The organism is Arthrobacter sp. OV608, assembly GCA_900110595.1.
Classification (GTDB): Bacteria; Actinomycetota; Actinomycetes; order Actinomycetales; family Micrococcaceae; genus Arthrobacter.
This window is the reverse complement of record FOEZ01000025.1, coordinates 1-15,807: the sequence shown is the minus strand read 5'-3', so window position 1 is coordinate 15,807 and position 15,807 is coordinate 1. Positions and strand designations below refer to the sequence as shown.

The following is a 15,807-nucleotide window of genomic DNA, read 5'->3' as shown; positions in this document are numbered from 1 at the left end:
GACGTAAACTGACCTTCGCACCACCACTTGTGGACACTGTGTCAGGCAGGAGCTGCGCATGCTCTGGAAGTTACTTGTTGAATATCTGCGGCCGCATCGGCAGCTGCTGATCGCCGTCGTCGTCTTCCAGCTGGCGCAGTCCATCGCGTCGCTGTACCTGCCCACGCTCAACGCCGACATCATCGATGAGGGCGTGGCCAAGGGTGACACCGGGGTCATCCTCAACCTCGGCGGGCTCATGCTGGGGATCACCCTGCTGCAGATCGCCTGCGCCGTGATCGCCGTGTACTTCGGGGCGAAGGCGGCCATGGGCACGGGCCGTGACCTGCGCGGCGCCATCTTCTCCCGGGTGGGGGAGTTCTCCGAGCAGGAAGTCACCAAGTTCGGCGCGCCCAGCCTGATCACCCGCTCCACCAACGACGTCCAGCAGGTCCAGCAGCTTGTCCTGATGGGCGCCACCATGATGGTGGCCGCGCCCATGCTCGCCATCGGCGGGGTGATCATGGCGGTCCGGCAGGATGTGCAGCTGTCCTGGCTGATCGCCGTCGCCGTGCCCGTGCTGCTGGCCGGCGTGGGGCTCATCATCTTCCGGATGGTGCCGCTGTTCCGGAAGATGCAGAAGCGGATCGACACCGTGAACCGGGTCCTGCGCGAGCAGCTCACCGGCATCCGCGTGGTCCGCGCCTTCGTCCGCGAAGACATCGAGAGCACACGCTTCGCCCAGGCCAACGAGGACGTCACGGACACCGCGCTCCGGGCCGGCCGGCTGATGGCGCTCGCCTTCCCCATAGTGATGCTGGTGATGAACGTGTCCAGCGTGGCCGTGATCTGGTTCGGCTCGTTCCGGATCGAGGACGGCTCCATGCAGGTGGGCACCCTCATCGCGTTCCTGAGCTACCTCATGCAGATCCTGATGTCCGTCATGATGGCCACCTTTATGGCCGTGATGATCCCGCGCGCGTCCGTCTCGGCGGACCGGATCGGCGCCGTGCTGGGCACGGAGTCGAGCGTGCGGCCGCCTTCGAAGCCCGTCAGCACCAAAGTGCGGCGCGGCGAGCTGGAAATGGTCGACGCCGGTTTCGCCTACCCGGGTGCCGACCAGCCCGTCCTCTCCGGAATCAGCTTCACCGCCAGGGCAGGGCAGACCACGGCGATCATCGGCAGCACCGGCGCCGGCAAGACCACCCTGGTGAACCTGATGCCCCGGCTGTTCGACGCCACCACCGGTGCCGTCCGCATCGACGGCGTGGACGTGCGCGAGCTGCACCCGGACCTGCTCTGGGGCCACATCGGCCTGGTCCCGCAGCGGCCCTACCTGTTCACCGGCACCGTCCGCAGCAACCTCCAGTACGGCAAGCCGGACGCCACCGACGACGAATGCTGGCAAGCCCTGGAGATCGCCCAGGCGCGCGGTTTCGTGGAGGAGATGGAGGGCGGCCTGGATGCGCCCGTCTCGCAGGGCGGCACCAACGTCTCCGGCGGGCAGCGGCAGCGGCTGGCCATCGCCCGGGCCCTGGTGAAGCGGCCCGAGCTGTACATCTTCGACGATTCGTTCTCCTCCCTGGACACCGGCACCGACGCCCGGCTGCGCCAGGCCCTCAAGCGCAGCACCGCGGGCGCCACGCTGGTGATCATCGCCCAGCGCGTGTCCAGCATCGTGGACGCGGACCAGATATTAGTGCTCGACGACGGCAGGATCGTCGCGCGCGGAACGCACAGTGAGCTGCTGGAGACCTCCGAGACGTACCGCGAAATCGTGAACTCCCAGCTGGCAGCGGAGGAGACGGTATGAGCCCGGAACCCACTCCAGAAGCCGGCACCAAGGCCGCACCTGCGTCCAAAACCGCAAGCGCCGACGTCGTACGCATTCCCCGTCCGGCAGGCGGACCAGGACGCGGTGGACCTTTCGGCGGGATGAACATCCCGGCGGAGAAGGCGATGAACTTCTGGCCGTCGGCCAGGCGGCTGCTGGGGAAGCTGCGGCCGGAGCGGGCGTGGCTGTTGCTGGTGCTGGCGGCGTCGGTGATCAGCGTGGCGCTGCAGGTGATCGGGCCGCGGCTGCTGGGGGAGGGCACCAACCTGATTTTCGCCGGAGTGGTGTCCAAACAGCTGCCTGCCGGGGTGGGCAAGGAGCAGCTGATCGCGCAGCTGCGGGCCGCGGGGGAGAACCAGAAGGCGGACATGCTGACGCCCATGGCGCTGACGCCGGGGCAGGGGATCGACTTCGCTGCGCTGGGCAGTGTGCTGACGTGGGCGCTGGTGCTGTATGTGCTGGCGTCGGGGTTCATGTGGGTGCAGGCGTATGTGCTGAACGGGGTGGTGCAGCGGACGGTGTTCGGGCTGCGCGAGGAGATCGAGGCGAAGATCCACCGGCTGCCGTTGCGGTATTTCGATTCGATCCAGCGCGGCGAGCTGCTGAGCCGGGTCACGAACGACGTGGACAACATTTCTCAGAGCCTGCAGCAGACCATCAGCCAGGCGGTGACGTCGGTATTGAGTGTGGTGGGTGTGCTGGTGATGATGGTGATCCTTTCGCCCACGCTGGCGCTGATCGCGCTGGTGACCATTCCGCTGACGCTGGGGATCACGGCACTGATTGCCAAGCGCTCGCAGAAGCTGTTTGTGGCGCAGTGGAAGAACACCGGGGAGCTGAACGGGCAGATCGAGGAGACGTACACCGGGCATGCGCTGGTGAAGGTGTTCGGCCGGCAACGCGAGGTGGAGGACCGGTTCCGGCAGAAGAACGCGGAGCTGTATGACGCAAGCTTCGGGGCGCAGTTCATTTCCGGGCTGATCATGCCGGCCATGACGTTCATTGGGAACCTGGTGTACGTGGGGATCGCCGTGGTGGGCGGCCTGCAGGTGGCGTCCGGGGCGATGCAGCTGGGCGACGTGCAGGCGTTCATCCAGTACTCCCGGCAGTTCACCATGCCACTGGCGCAGCTGGGGTCCATGGCGAATCTGCTGCAGTCCGGGGTGGCGTCGGCCGAGCGGGTGTTCTCGCTGCTGGATGAGGACGAGGAATCGGTGGAGCCCGCCGCTTCTGCTGGTCCTGTGTTTGGGCGGGGGCGGCTGGTGTTCGAGGATGTGTCCTTCTCGTACTCGCCGGACAAGCCGCTGATTTCCGGGCTGTCTCTGGTGGCGGAGCCTGGGCAGACGGTGGCGATCGTGGGACCAACCGGGGCGGGCAAGACCACGCTGGTGAACCTGATGATGCGGTTCTACGAGCTGGATGCCGGGCGGATAACGCTCGACGGCGTGGACGTCACCTCGGTGCCGCGGCGCGAGCTGCGCTCGCGGCTGGGGATGGTGCTGCAGGATACGTGGCTGTTCGGCGGGACCATCCGGGACAACATTGCGTACGGGCGGCCTTCGGCTACTGAGGCCGAGATCCTGGAGGCTGCGCGGGCGACGTATGTGGACCGGTTCGTGCGGTCGCTGCCGGAGGGGTACGACACGGTTTTGGAGGACGAAGGTGGGAACGTGTCCGCGGGGGAGAAGCAGCTGCTGACGATTGCGCGGGCTTTCCTCGCGCGGCCCTCGGTGCTGATCCTGGACGAGGCAACTTCGTCGGTGGACACCCGGACCGAGGTGCTGGTGCAGAAGGCAATGAGTGCCTTGCGGTCCGACCGTACTTCTTTTGTGATCGCGCACCGCCTGTCCACCATCCGCGACGCCGACCTCATCCTGGTGATGGAGGCCGGCCAGATCGTGGAGCAGGGGACGCATGCCTCGTTGCTTGCTGCTGGTGGGGCGTATGCGCGGTTGTATGAGGCCCAGTTCGCGGCTCCGGCGGCGGAGGTTTGAGCTTCGTCCGGAGTGGGCCCACCCGTGGCCGGCGTGCTTCGCGCTTGAACTCAGGATCTGTAATAGTGCCAAAGGCGCCCTGATGGAAGCCGCAAAAGAGAACGCAATAGTGTTGGCAATGGTGCATTGCTACCGCTTTTACGCTTCGTGTCTTCTAACCCTGTCCATCAGCCTTCCGTGCGGTCCTGTAGCCAGCAACAGGTCAGTTAGGATGCCCTAGTGACCCATGCTTACGAACTTGTGCCGGAGCGGCCGAAGCCAGATAACGTCCCCGGTTCGGCTTTACTTGAACGGCCCTTGCCGTGGATTGTGGCAATGAACGTTGAAGACGGGACAACGTTACGCAAGGAACTGGATTCCCTGGGCGCAACTGTTACTTACGTGAATAGTCTGAGTGAGGTTCGTCAACGTGACTACTCTCTACTCGTGTGCGTCGGCACCCCCGATGAGCGCCCTGACAAGCGTCTCAAGATCCTGCAGTTTATTAGCGACCACTATTCTGGGTACGTGCAGAGATACGTCGGGACCACCTACAACGGTGACTATCTCAGCATCAACTCAGGCGACATGGCAGCTCGATTCACTGTTGGTAGCGAGGCGAGGGCGCTGGGGCTGGAAACGCTCGTGAACCAGCAACTCTTGAAAAACGTTCCAGCCGGTGGGGAGTACAGCGTCATCTTCGTGCCGCCTGCTGCACATGACCAATTCCAATCGCTGGTACACGAAACCGAGGGCAGAGCGCTCGCCGGGATCCTTACCAACGAGACGGGCTCCCAATGGTGGATGCTTTCACCCGCGGTTACTTCCCAGCATCTCTGGCTAAGGGCTGCGCTGGACCATTGGCGGGCGCAGTACCCCGACGATTTCCCTTCTGCTGGGCAGTCTCTAAGCGAGCGGTGGAAAACCCAAGCTGAGCTTGAGGCGGAAGCTAACATTGCCGCCTTTGACGTTGAGACAGAACGTCAGCTACAACAACGCGAGCGTGATCGGTTGGGACTGATTGATGCGTCCGCTGCTGTCACTCGCACTGCTGACACGCGGGAACGCCGTCTGCTGAACAGCCAGGGCGACGACCTCGTGGCAGCCGTGTCCGAAGCTTTGACAGCTATCGGGTTTACAGTGTCAGACTCGGATGCAGTCGCCGATGCCAACAAGACGGCGAAGCGTGAAGACCTGCAAGTCACGCTCGAGGCTCAACCCGGCTGGGTTGCGCTAGTCGAAGTCAAAGGCTATGCGAAGGGCGGGGCAAAGATGAACGACTTGAGGCAACTGGCCAAGGCCGTAGCTATATATGAACACAAGAATGGCCGCGGACCTGACGCTCAGTGGTACGTGGTGAACGCCATGTTTGACAAGGCCCCCGATGAGCGTCCAATCCCGCTGGAATCGAACCCCGAGGACGTCGAGCTTTTTGCTCAGGAAGGCGGCCTGGTCATCGACACACGGCAGCTATTCTTGCTGCTGAAGGCCGTGGTCGCAGGCCGCTGCAGTACTGAAGAGGCTCAAAAGTCTCTTGCCGCCACAGGTACCTACTTCATTCCCGCCTTTGAAGGCGACGAGCCGTAGATTGCGGGCAAGCAATAATTTGGGGGATTGATTTGGATTCAGAAGCATTTATCGCATCGCTGGGGGAGCTTGGTGCACCTGGACCTGATGGGTTTTCGCGGCGTACATCGTCAAGGCCGACGCGCCAGATCACTATCACGGACGGGGAGGGCCAGACCGTCTACTCCGCGAGGACCGCTGACACCCCGGAGGCGGCGGACGGGCATGTCAAGGTTGGCGGTTTCCGGCGCGTCACCGACTGGAGCAATGGGGTCTGCTCGGTGGAGCGCATCCCGGCAACGGAGAAGCGACGCAAGAAGCTCATCATCGCCGCGTCCTGCATTGGAGCGGTCATAGCCGTGGCCGCGGGATGCAGCACCTTGGCTTCTGTAAAGCAGCCCGCCCCATCACCTACAGCCACATACGTGCCGCCCTTCACCGCTTCGGGATCGCTGACGATCGAGTCATTAAGCATCAACCGCGACCTGCACAACGTTTTCGACAAGAGCAACGACAACTGTAATCCCACCGGCGGGTACAAGGACCTCGCAATAGATAGTGAAGTTGAGATCACCGGCAATGGTGGAAGCCTCGTCGGTACCGGGCGCGTCAAGAACGGCAAGCAGTCGGCAACGCCCAAGAATTGCGTGCTCACCTGGGAAGTTGCAGAGGTCCCTGCGGGCGAGTACATATACACCATCCAGTTCGGCCACCGGCCTCCGGTCGAGGTCAGCGAGGACGAGCTGCGCGCCGGATATGAGGCGACTATAGGAAGTGGCAAATAGCGGAAAGCAGAAAGTCCCGCTGGCGGTATTGCCAGCGGGACTTTCTGCGTTGCCTACAAGCCGGGGAGGCCCTCGACGCTCGGCTCCGAGTTCGGACAGGTGCGCGATGGGCACCTGAATCTCGTTGGAACCTAAAGCTTCTGAGCGTCTGCAGGAGAAGTGACGTGGGCCCACACGAACGTTAGACGGCGGGAACACTCGGGGCAACGCGACGCCTCATAAATTCTCCGGGTTCGATCGGTGTACTCCGTCGCCCCGGTTACCGCTGGATCGCTTTTAGGAGGTCAGCCTGAAGCGCGTCGAAGAGCTGACTCGTGCTTCCGTCGAGTGGTCCCCCTTTACCTGGCATGCCAATGTGAACAGGCGGCATGCCATCGTACTCGGCCGTAAATGAGACGTAGTCCGGCTCGGAACCATCGTCGTCATAGCCGAAGTACTCCACATGATGGAGAGTCAGGCTTCTAATTGCGGAGCGGGGCACCATCACGACGTCTCCTGACGGTGGATACTCCTCCCCAGAGGACAGAGTGCCGACAATCACCATGTCACGGGTAAACAGGATTCCGCCGAAACGGGCTGAACCCTCGGCAAATTTTTCCTTTGATGAGAAGCAGAATTCGACGTTCTGCGACTTCGCCGCACGTGCCAGCCTACGTACTAGAATGACTGACTGCTTGTCGGCAGTCGTGAACATGTGCCTGGGCCATTCAGAGTTGGCGCTAGACAGCCGTTCCTGGATGGATTCGACTAATTGAAGAGACACTAAGCGTTCCTGCCCTTTTCTCGACCGCCGGCCCCATACCGGCGTGTAAAGCCCAAGGCTACAGTCCGGGTATGACAGTACATCCCGCCCGAACGGCTCATGCGGGATGTACTGATGGCTGGCTACCCGCCTAGGTGGACGCGAGGTCTGGTATTCGAAGAGTTTTGGTGGAGAGGATTCCCAGGCAGACCCGGATTTCGGCGCGGAAGACGACTTCGTTCCGGCGGAACAGATCGCGCGGCTCCAGGGCGCCGCTTGATCCGATCTCGGTCATGTAGGGTTCCATCCGATCCGCTGGGAGTTCCGGTACAGCAGCGAGACCGTGGACAAGTCCCCGATGATGGCTTCCCCGACGGGCATGCCCGTAGCCAAGGTGACCGGGGTGTTCCACAGACGGCGTTCGGCGCTGTTTTGCGGAGCCAAGGGCAGCAGGAACTCGCCGTTGCGGTGGTCAGCGTCCCGATGCTCTCCCAATCTGAGGGATTCAGGATGATGCCGGTCGCGGTGACGCCCTGCACGTCGAGCTCACCGATGGCGCGGCGGAGCGTGAGGAGCCTGTTCGTGGTGAACGGGGTCTGCAGGACGCCAGTGGTGTTCAGGATGCCGGACACCGTGGAGCCGCCCTCGGCGATGCCGCCGTTGAGGATGAAGTCCGCAATGGCCTCGTCCACGCCGTAGGCCAGCTCTTGGCTCAGGAACTGCTCCAGCGCCGGGTAGTCTTCCAGCCACTGCAGCTTGATCGGCTCGGACAGGCGCCCGATGGTCGCGATCTGCCACGTCGCGGGCTCCAGTCCGTACTGGGCGCGATCGGCTTCAGCTCGCCAGGCAACACCGGGGCGGCGTTGTTTACGCGCTGGGTCTGCCGCAGGTAGGTCCCTGCGGCCGAGTGCAGGACTGCACCGCGAGCTGTCCATGTTCCGTCTCTGCGTTCTCGACCATGGCGAAATCGGATGGACATGACGGCATCCACCAACGCTAGGTCCAGGCGACCAGGATATCCGCCGGGCCACTTTTTCCACGGCGTTGGGATTGCGGCAATCGCGACGAGAAGCAGATCCTGGTCTGTCGGTGGCGCCGTCACAGGTAACTCTTGACGCTCGCGCGGAGCGCTTCCGTGTGCTCGTAGATTTCCTCGAGAGAGCTAATGGGAACTCGGGTCTCTTCCTTGTTGTCGTCGAAGATCCCGATGTATTTCTGCGTCCGGTTGAAGTGCAGACGTGCGATGGGCTTGCGGTTGTTGTCGTCCAGCAATACTGCGAAGTACGACTTGGCATCCCTTTGAACTACTCGGGCCGGCTTCACCTCGCTGCAAACAATAGCCCGCACAATTTGGTAACCCTCGATCTCTTCCAGCGTTGTCTCCAGCCCATCAGCTTCGGCCAGATCAGCTTCTGCCACTGGAGCGCTGGTGACGCTGGCCGCAACTGCAGCTTCCTCGCTCTGCGGGAAGCCGGGGTTGCCGAGGGCCTTCTTCAGACGCTCGTTCACCTGGTCATTCAAGAACTGCTTCGATGCCTTGGCCACCAAAGCAGTGAACTGTTCCCGCACCTTCTGGGTGTACGGGCCGGAATAAACGCGTCCAGTCAGGAACTTGACCCACTCGTCTTCTGGCTCTTTGAACTGCGCGGCCAGAGTCCGCTTTAGTTCGCCGATGTACTTCAGCTCTCCGGCCGCGCTGATGATCGAATCAAGATCAAAAACATCTTTGGACAGCTTCTGCAGTTCGGGGATGAGCATTTGATCGATGTCATTCAAATCGAGCACGAGGAAGGGCTTTGCGTCCATACGGTTCGGGGCATCAAGGTCGGTGAAGAATTGATAGACCTCGCCGTTGGTAAGGATGGCAATCCGAGCGTTGGTTACGGCGAAGTACCGGAAGAGTTGCGAGGCGTGCTCGATTTTGACGGGTTCACTGGACTTCTTACACTCGATCAGGATCTGGACTTCGCCGTCCTTGACGATCGCGTAGTCGATTTTCTCACCCTTTTTAAGTCCCACATCTGCGATGAATTCCGGAACGACTTCCATGGGATTGAAGACGTCATAACCAAGAATCGTCGAGATGAACGGCATCACGAACGCGTTCTTCGTCGCTTCTTCTGTCTGGATAACACCTCGCTGCTGGCGCACCTTTGCTGCCAACGCTGAAAGCTTCTCTGCGAACTCCATTTGTCCCCCTACAAGACCGTGGATGCTGCACAACGCAGTGCAGCAAAGATCCAAGCTGATGAAGCAACAAACTACATGTGATTGTCCTGAATGACACTCATCTGGCTGGCAGGTATGACTCCATGTCGAAAAGAGCGCATAACAACCTCCCCGGCTTGTGCAGCCGTCAAACCGAAGCTCCCAGGCCAGCGTCCGTCGTCGGCCTGCTGCTGACCCAAGCATGCGAACACGGCGCCAAGGATCTCACCCACCCGCCGTCGTAGTACACAGAAACACTAAGCAATGTAGTAGGCCTCCCCACGTAACCTGTTTAGATGCCTCGTTTTGCACTTGATATTGAGTCCGTGCCCCGCCCTGTCCGTGCGCAGGAGCTCCTGGACGCAGTGAACCACCGCGTCGTCATCGCTGACGGCGCTATGGGCACCATGCTCCAGGGCCGGGAGCTGTCGCTCGATGTGGACTTCCAGAACCTCGAAGGCTGCAACGAGATCCTCAACGACACCCGCCCCGACGTCATCGCGGACATCCACGACGCGTACTTCGCCACGGGCATCGACGCCGTGGAAACCAACACCTTCGGCGCCAACTGGTCCAACCTCTCCGACTACGGCATTGATGACCGCATCGCAGAGCTCGCCCTCAAGGGGGCGAAGATCGCCCGCGAGCGCGCGGAAGCCGCCGAAGAAACAGACGGCCGCATGCGTTGGGTCCTCGGCTCGATGGGCCCCGGCACCAAGCTCCCCAGCCTCGGCCACACCAGCTACGACTACCTAAAGCAGACCTTCGCCCTCCAGGCCGAGGGCCTCATCGACGGCGGCGCGGACGCCTTCCTCATCGAAACCAGCCAGGACCTCCTGCAGACTAAAGCCGCGGTCAACGGCTGCAAGCAGGCCATCGTGTCCCGCGGCATCCGGCTCCCCATCTTCGTCGAGGTGACGGTCGAAACCACCGGAACCATGCTCATGGGCTCCGAAATCGGCGCCGCACTTACCGCCCTCGAGCCGCTCGGCGTTGACGCCATCGGCCTGAACTGCGCCACCGGCCCGGACGAGATGAGCGAGCACCTGCGCCACCTCTCCAAGCAGTCCTCCGTCGCCATCGCCTGCATGCCCAACGCGGGCCTGCCCGTCCTCGGCGCCAACGGCGCGCACTACCCCCTCTCACCCGCCGAACTCGCCACCGCGCACGAGCAGTTCGTGCGCGAATTCGGCCTGGGCCTGGTGGGCGGCTGCTGCGGTACGACGCCGGAGCACATGGCCGCCGTCGTCGAACGTCTTGCCCCCTTCCGCACCCGCAAGACGGACGCCGCCAGCAACACCCCGGCCCGCGTCCCCACCGAACGCGAGGCCGGCGTCGCCTCCCTCTACCAGCACGTGAACTTCGACCAGGACGCCTCCTACCTCGCCATCGGAGAGCGCACCAACGCCAACGGCTCCAAGGCGTTCCGTCAGGCGATGCTCGAAGAGCGCTGGGACGACTGCGTGGATATCGCCCGCGAGCAGATCCGCGTCGGCGCCCACCTGCTGGACGTCTGCATTGACTACGTGGGGCGCGACGGCGTGGCGGACATCAAGGAGGTCGTCTCGCGTTTCGCGTCGGCCTCCACCCTCCCGCTCGTCATCGACTCCACGGAACCGCCAGTGCTGCAGGCCGGTCTCGAACTCATCGGCGGCCGCCCGGTGGTCAACTCCGTCAACTACGAGGACGGCGACGGCCCGGACAGCCGCTTCGCGCGCATCATGCCGCTCGTGAAGGAACACGGCACCGCCGTCATCGCCCTGACCATCGACGAGCAGGGCCAGGCCCGCACCACCGACGGCAAGGTGGCCATCGCGTCCCGCCTCGTCGACGCCCTGGTAGGGGAATGGGGGATGCGCGTTGAGGACATCATCGTCGACTGCCTGACCTTCCCCGTCGCCACCGGCCAAGAAGAAACCCGCCGCGACGGCATCGAAACCATCGAGGCCATCCGCCAGATCACCACCAAGTACCCCGGCATCAACACCACACTCGGCGTCTCCAACGTGTCCTTCGGCCTCAACCCGGCAGCGCGCGTCGTCCTCAACTCCGTGTTCCTGCACGAGGCTGTCCAGGCAGGCCTGACTAGCGGAATCATCGACGCCGCCAAGATCGTGCCGCTCGCTTCCCTGCCCGAAGAGCAGCGCAAGGTGGCCCTGGACCTCGTCTATGACCGCCGCGAATACGACGCCGACGGCAACACCACCTACGACCCCCTGGCCATCATGCTGGACATGTTCGCCGGCGTCGACACCGCAGCGCTCAAGGACCAGCGCGCCGCTGAACTTGCGGCCCTCCCAACCGGCGCGCGCCTGGAACGGCGCATCATCGACGGCGAAGGCAAGGGCCTCGAAGACGACCTCGACCTCGCGCGCAGCGAGGGACTGACCCCGCTCGGCATCATCAACGACCACCTGCTCGAGGGCATGAAGGTGGTGGGCGAGCGCTTCGGCGCCGGCGAGATGCAGCTGCCGTTCGTGCTGCAGTCCGCCGAGGTGATGAAGAACGCCGTCGCCCTGCTAGAGCCGCACATGGAGAAGTCCGATTCCTCGGGCAAGGGCACCATGGTGATCGCCACCGTGCGCGGCGACGTGCATGACATCGGCAAGAACCTGGTGGACATCATCCTCACCAACAACGGCTACAAGGTCATCAACATCGGCATCAAGCAGGGCATCGCCGAGATCATGGCCGCGGCCGAGGAGCACAACGCCGACGTGATCGGCATGTCCGGGCTGCTGGTGAAGTCCACCGTGGTGATGAAGGAGAACCTCGCGGAGCTGCAGTCCCGCGGCCTGGCGAAGAAGTGGCCTGTGATCCTCGGCGGCGCAGCCCTGACCCGCGCCTACGTGGAGCAGGACCTCGCCGAGCAGTTTGACGGCGTCGTCCGGTACGCCAAGGACGCGTTCGAGGGCCTCGCTCTCATGGAACCGCTGGTGCGCGTGGCCCGCGGCGAGTCGCCGGACGACGTCGGCCTGCCGCCGCTGAAGAAGCGCATCCACAAGGGCGGTGCCAAGTTCACGGTAACCGAGCCCGAGGCAATGCCCGGCCGGTCCGACGTCGTCGCCGACAACCCGGTTCCTTCCCCGCCGTTCTGGGGCACGCGCATTGTCCGCGGCGTCTCCCTGCACGACTACGCGGCGTTCCTCGATGAGCGTGCGACGTTCATGGGGCAGTGGGGGCTCAAGCCCGGCCGCGGCGAGGACGGCGCCTCCTACGAGGAACTGGTGGAGCGCGAGGGCCGGCCGCGCCTGCGGTACTGGCTGGACCGCATCCTCGGCGAGGGCATGCTCGACGCCTCCGTTGCCTACGGCTACTTCCCGGTGGTATCCGAGGGGGAGCAGGTGGTGGTGCTGCACCACGGCGAGGATCCCGACGGCGTCCTCGGCACCGCGGGACTGCTCGCCCCCGATGGTGGTTCAGGCGGCCCCATCGGCACCGACCGCCTTCGCTTCGACTTCCCGCGGCAGCGCCGCGACCGGCACCTGTGCCTGGCCGACTTCGTGAAGTCCCGCGAGTCGGGGCAGATCGACGTGCTGCCGGTGCAGCTGGTCACCGCCGGCTCGAAGATTGAAGAGTTCACCTCGAAGATGTTCGCCGCCAACCAGTACCGCGACTACTACGAGCTCAACGGCCTGGTCATGCAGCTCACAGAGGCGCTGGCGGAGTTCTGGCACGCGCGCATCCGCAAGGAGCTGGGCTTCGCGGCCGAGGAGCCGAAGGACACGGCAGGGTATTTCAAGCTCGACTACCGCGGTGCGCGGTTCTCGCTCGGCTACCCCGCCTGCCCGGACATGGAAGACCGCCGCAAGGTGACGGAACTGCTGAAACCTGAGCGGATGGGTGTGATCCTCAGCGATGAGCTGATGCTGCACCCCGAACAGTCCACCGACGCGTTCGTGTTCCACCACCCGGAGGCGAAGTACTTCAAGGTGTGAGGTGGGGGCGGTCATTGAGCTGGGGGCGCTCCTCCCGGGCGTTGGCCGGTACACCTGCGCACCAGCATGATTCGAGCCCGAAAGGCTCGTGGGAGCCAAACGGCGGTGCTGTTGTACTGCTGCCAAGTGTCAGTTTGGGATCTTGGGCTGTCCAATAGGAGTCTGCGGGACACCGGAACGGATTCTAGTCTGACAGTTTTTGAGTGACAGCCTGACATCAGGTTGGGGTGTAGCCAGGCTGACGGTTGTCTCCCTAATGGGGGTTCTTTCTTTAGGAACTCCATACGGCTTTCGTGATCAGGACCCCCCGTAGCTAGCATGCGAGTTAGCGGTAGGGCTGCGGCGTCCAGGTCTAAAAGTCCGAGGCTGAGGGCATGCCGATAAAGTGCGAATGAAGGACTGAGATGGACCGGGAGTCCGTCACGGCGCAGTAGTTGGCAGTCAGTTCGGCTGACGTCGCTGCACGGGCGTCAAGCCATTCCCGGAGCACCTGCCCGGATGCAGCACAGCATCTTCGTTGTCCTTGACGATATTGTCCATCACCGCGGTGAGCCTGACATCGAGGCGGAATCCGGCCCGGACCTCGAGTGTGTACGCCCTCATGCTGCCGGCGTACGCAGTCCGGAAGTTTCCGTGCAAGTCGTCCCACCGTCCGGGGAACCTGCCGTCGATGGCCCATTCCCGGCGCTTCACGCTCAGGGTTCGGAGCGCAACCAATCCGTCAGACACGCGTGTTGGCAGCAGCTATGGCAAGTTGTTGTTCAGAACCCACCCGTCAGCCTGCCGCCAAAGACCCGGGCGGCGGCGAGGACGGCCCGTGCCGCATTGGCGCCTTATATAAGAGCGTTGGCGCCTCTTCCTATGAATGCTTACTGAAATTCGTTGATACAAAAGGTGAAGCGCATCACACTCAACGATGCCGTTGAAGTGTGACACCGCTGACAAGTGTCTTGCCGTCGCCGTTGACGGCCCTGGAAAGCAACGAGAAAGCGATCACATGTCCCCCACTGCAACCAATACATCGGTCTCACCGGCCAAGGCCCGTTCACGGGGGGTTCCCACCGTTGTCGCGCTGCTTATGCTGAGCGGTATCGCCCTTGACGTCCAGTACGGAATCCTCTACCCGCTGGTGGGCACTATCGCGGCAGAATCGCAGTTGACCGCATCTGAGATCGGCTGGGTCCTGAACGGCATGATGCTAGGCACCGCCGTCTCCATCGGCCTGACAACCCGTCTCGGGGACACGTATGGGCATCGCAAAGTACTCATCGCTGTTACTATCCTGGCGATGCTGGGATCACTCCTGGCGGCTACCGTCGTAGGCTTCTGGCCGCTGGTCATCGGTCGCTTCTTGGGAGGTACAGCGGCGTCCATACCGCTGAGTTGGGGGTTGCTGCGCCCGCGGGCTACTGCCGACCGGATTAGACTCTCCGCGCTAGCTCTATCACTTGTCATGGCGATCTTCACGCCTCTCGCAATCGTCATCGGTGGGTTCTTTCACAGCCTCGGGCTGCCGTGGCAGAGCGTCTTTTGGGTGATCTTCGCGGCTTACGCCACGCTGTTGCTCCTCGCACTCGTTGCACCCGAGACGCCCGAAGCCGCGCTGGCGGGCTCGGCCGTCGACTGGTTCGGGGCGATCGGGCTCGGTCTCTGGGTCACTGCGCTGTTGATCGGCATCAGCGAGGGTCCAACCCGTGGATGGTCATCGCCGCTCGTTTTGGGTGGATTCATCGTGGGCGGTTTGGTACTCGTCGCCTGGGTCTTCCAACAGCGGAATGCGAAGGCGCCAATCATGTCGTTCCGCCACATGGATGTGCGCCAAGCAGTAGTCGGGTATATGACCCTCCTCGCGGCTACCATCCCGGCCCAAGGGCTTTTCGTCGTGCTTCCGCTGCTGCTGCAGACGCCGACCGATTCTGGCTTCGGGCACGGCATGTCCGCCCTCGAGTCCGCCTATGTCCTGCTCGCAATGCTCCCCGGGTCATGCCTAGGTTATGTTTGGACCCGTTGGGGCCTCCATCGTCTTGGCCCGAAGTGGGTGCTGGTCATCTCCGGCATCGCAGGGTTCGTCCTCTACCTCGGATTCGCCTTTGTGCAGACCCCGTCATGGATCTTTTACGTGTGGGTGTTCTTCTATGGGCTCACCGTGCTGAGCTTCCTGACTGTCGGCTACACGCTCGTCGCCGCGTCCGGCCGCCAGGACAACATGGCCGTCACCGTTGGGATGCAGACCATCGTGCAGTTCGTGAGCTCGATGATCGTTTTGGCGGTCATCCTGAACGTGCTAAATGCTGGACCCCAGGGATTCATTCCGCAGGAGACCTTCGCGGCGGTATATCTGGGAATGGGCGCCTCCATCCTTGTCTTCATCGTGCTGTGGCTGCTCTTCGCACCGCGACGCATCACGGACCTGCACGCAATCGACACCGAGACCGACCCTCAGCGGATTACCGCCGATGACGTTGTCCTGTAGTGGCAGTAGATCGATAGCCCTAGGAAGTTCACAAAGGAGAGACATGGGATTGCTCGAAAACAAGGTTGCCTTCATTACGGGGGCTGCTCGCGGCCAGGGCCGCTCGCACGCCGTCCGTCTGGCAAAAGAGGGGGCCGACATCATTGCCCTTGACATCTGTTCTCAAGATGTCAAGACAATCAAGTACGACTTGGCGACCCGGGCCGACCTCGATGAGACGGTACGGCTCGTCGAAGGCCTCGGCGGCCGGATCGTGGCCGGAGTAGGCGACGTGCGCGAGCTCGCCCAGGTGCAGAAGGTCGTGGATGA

At 62.9% G+C, this 15,807-nt stretch carries 12 protein-coding genes and 1 pseudogene; 7 read left to right on the top strand and 6 right to left on the bottom strand.

The window, feature by feature from the left end; all coding sequences use genetic code 11:
- Positions 1-58: 58 nt before the first annotated feature.
- The 4 genes from BMX78_RS20570 to BMX78_RS22890 all read left to right on the top strand — a co-directional run bounded on the left by BMX78_RS20570 (position 59) and on the right by BMX78_RS22890 (position 6,137).
- Complete coding sequence (locus BMX78_RS20570; protein ID WP_091423811.1) at positions 59-1,792, top strand: ABC transporter ATP-binding protein; 1,734 nt, start codon at positions 59-61, stop codon at positions 1,790-1,792.
- A complete protein-coding gene (locus tag BMX78_RS20565; RefSeq protein ID WP_091423808.1) occupies positions 1,789-3,807 on the top strand; it encodes an ABC transporter ATP-binding protein in 2,019 nt (672 codons plus the stop codon). Before BMX78_RS20570 ends, BMX78_RS20565 begins: the two co-directional genes overlap by 4 nt.
- Positions 3,808-4,026: 219 nt before the next feature.
- Positions 4,027-5,373 carry a vWA domain-containing protein gene (locus tag BMX78_RS20560; protein ID WP_139205055.1) on the top strand — a complete coding sequence of 449 codons (1,347 nt, stop codon included), beginning with the start codon at positions 4,027-4,029 and terminating at the stop codon, positions 5,371-5,373.
- 32 nt (positions 5,374-5,405) lie between these two features.
- Positions 5,406-6,137: a hypothetical protein gene (locus BMX78_RS22890; RefSeq protein ID WP_139205053.1), complete on the top strand. Its 732-nt coding sequence runs from the start codon at positions 5,406-5,408 to the stop codon at positions 6,135-6,137.
- Positions 6,138-6,396: 259 nt separating this feature from the next.
- Here BMX78_RS22890 and BMX78_RS20545 read toward each other — a convergent pair whose 3' ends face one another.
- The 5 genes and pseudogenes from BMX78_RS20545 to BMX78_RS20535 all read right to left on the bottom strand — a co-directional run bounded on the left by BMX78_RS20545 (position 6,397) and on the right by BMX78_RS20535 (position 9,069).
- Entirely contained in the window at positions 6,397-6,831 is a 435-nt protein-coding gene (locus BMX78_RS20545; RefSeq protein ID WP_139205050.1) for a hypothetical protein, read from the bottom strand.
- A 199-nt stretch (positions 6,832-7,030) separates the two neighbouring features.
- Positions 7,031-7,174, bottom strand: coding sequence for a hypothetical protein (locus BMX78_RS23505; protein ID WP_286139194.1), 144 nt, complete (start codon positions 7,172-7,174; stop codon positions 7,031-7,033).
- Positions 7,171-7,374 (bottom strand): hypothetical protein, encoded by a 204-nt coding sequence (locus BMX78_RS23500; RefSeq protein WP_286139193.1) that lies wholly within the window; start codon positions 7,372-7,374, stop codon positions 7,171-7,173. The genes BMX78_RS23505 and BMX78_RS23500 overlap by 4 nt, the downstream gene beginning before the upstream one ends.
- Positions 7,375-7,394: 20 nt before the next feature.
- A pseudogene (locus BMX78_RS23750) lies at positions 7,395-7,814 on the bottom strand (phage major capsid family protein); the annotation flags it as partial.
- A 163-nt stretch (positions 7,815-7,977) separates the two neighbouring features.
- Positions 7,978-9,069 (bottom strand): type I restriction endonuclease, encoded by a 1,092-nt coding sequence (locus tag BMX78_RS20535; RefSeq protein ID WP_091423795.1) that lies wholly within the window; start codon positions 9,067-9,069, stop codon positions 7,978-7,980.
- 314 nt (positions 9,070-9,383) lie between these two features.
- On the opposite strand from BMX78_RS20535, the gene metH reads away from it, so the two are divergent.
- Positions 9,384-13,025, top strand: coding sequence for a methionine synthase (gene metH / locus BMX78_RS20530; RefSeq protein WP_091423793.1), 3,642 nt, complete (start codon positions 9,384-9,386; stop codon positions 13,023-13,025).
- Positions 13,026-13,466: 441 nt separating this feature from the next.
- Here metH and BMX78_RS20525 read toward each other — a convergent pair whose 3' ends face one another.
- Positions 13,467-13,754 carry a hypothetical protein gene (locus BMX78_RS20525; RefSeq protein WP_139205048.1) on the bottom strand — a complete coding sequence of 96 codons (288 nt, stop codon included), beginning with the start codon at positions 13,752-13,754 and terminating at the stop codon, positions 13,467-13,469.
- Positions 13,755-14,022: 268 nt separating this feature from the next.
- On the opposite strand from BMX78_RS20525, the gene BMX78_RS20520 reads away from it, so the two are divergent.
- Together BMX78_RS20520 and BMX78_RS20515 are read left to right on the top strand one after the other, a co-directional pair.
- Complete coding sequence (locus BMX78_RS20520; RefSeq protein ID WP_170850896.1) at positions 14,023-15,498, top strand: MFS transporter; 1,476 nt, start codon at positions 14,023-14,025, stop codon at positions 15,496-15,498.
- A gap of 43 nt (positions 15,499-15,541) precedes the next feature.
- Positions 15,542-15,807: SDR family NAD(P)-dependent oxidoreductase (locus BMX78_RS20515; protein ID WP_139205047.1), on the top strand; the 266-nt coding region annotated here is incomplete at its 3' end.

What these genes read in the sequence shown, in the direction of transcription:
- BMX78_RS20570 (WP_091423811.1), top strand. Translation starts at nt 59, where the DNA reads ATGCTCTGGAAGTTACTTGTTGAATATCTGCGGCCGCATCGGCAGCTG.
- BMX78_RS20565 (WP_091423808.1), top strand. Translation starts at nt 1,789, where the DNA reads ATGAGCCCGGAACCCACTCCAGAAGCCGGCACCAAGGCCGCACCTGCG.
- BMX78_RS20545 (WP_139205050.1), bottom strand. Translation starts at nt 6,831, where the DNA reads ATGTTCACGACTGCCGACAAGCAGTCAGTCATTCTAGTACGTAGGCTG.
- BMX78_RS23505 (WP_286139194.1), bottom strand. Translation starts at nt 7,174, where the DNA reads ATGACCGAGATCGGATCAAGCGGCGCCCTGGAGCCGCGCGATCTGTTC.
- BMX78_RS20535 (WP_091423795.1), bottom strand. Translation starts at nt 9,069, where the DNA reads ATGGAGTTCGCAGAGAAGCTTTCAGCGTTGGCAGCAAAGGTGCGCCAG.
- metH (WP_091423793.1), top strand. Translation starts at nt 9,384, where the DNA reads ATGCCTCGTTTTGCACTTGATATTGAGTCCGTGCCCCGCCCTGTCCGT.
- BMX78_RS20520 (WP_170850896.1), top strand. Translation starts at nt 14,023, where the DNA reads ATGTCCCCCACTGCAACCAATACATCGGTCTCACCGGCCAAGGCCCGT.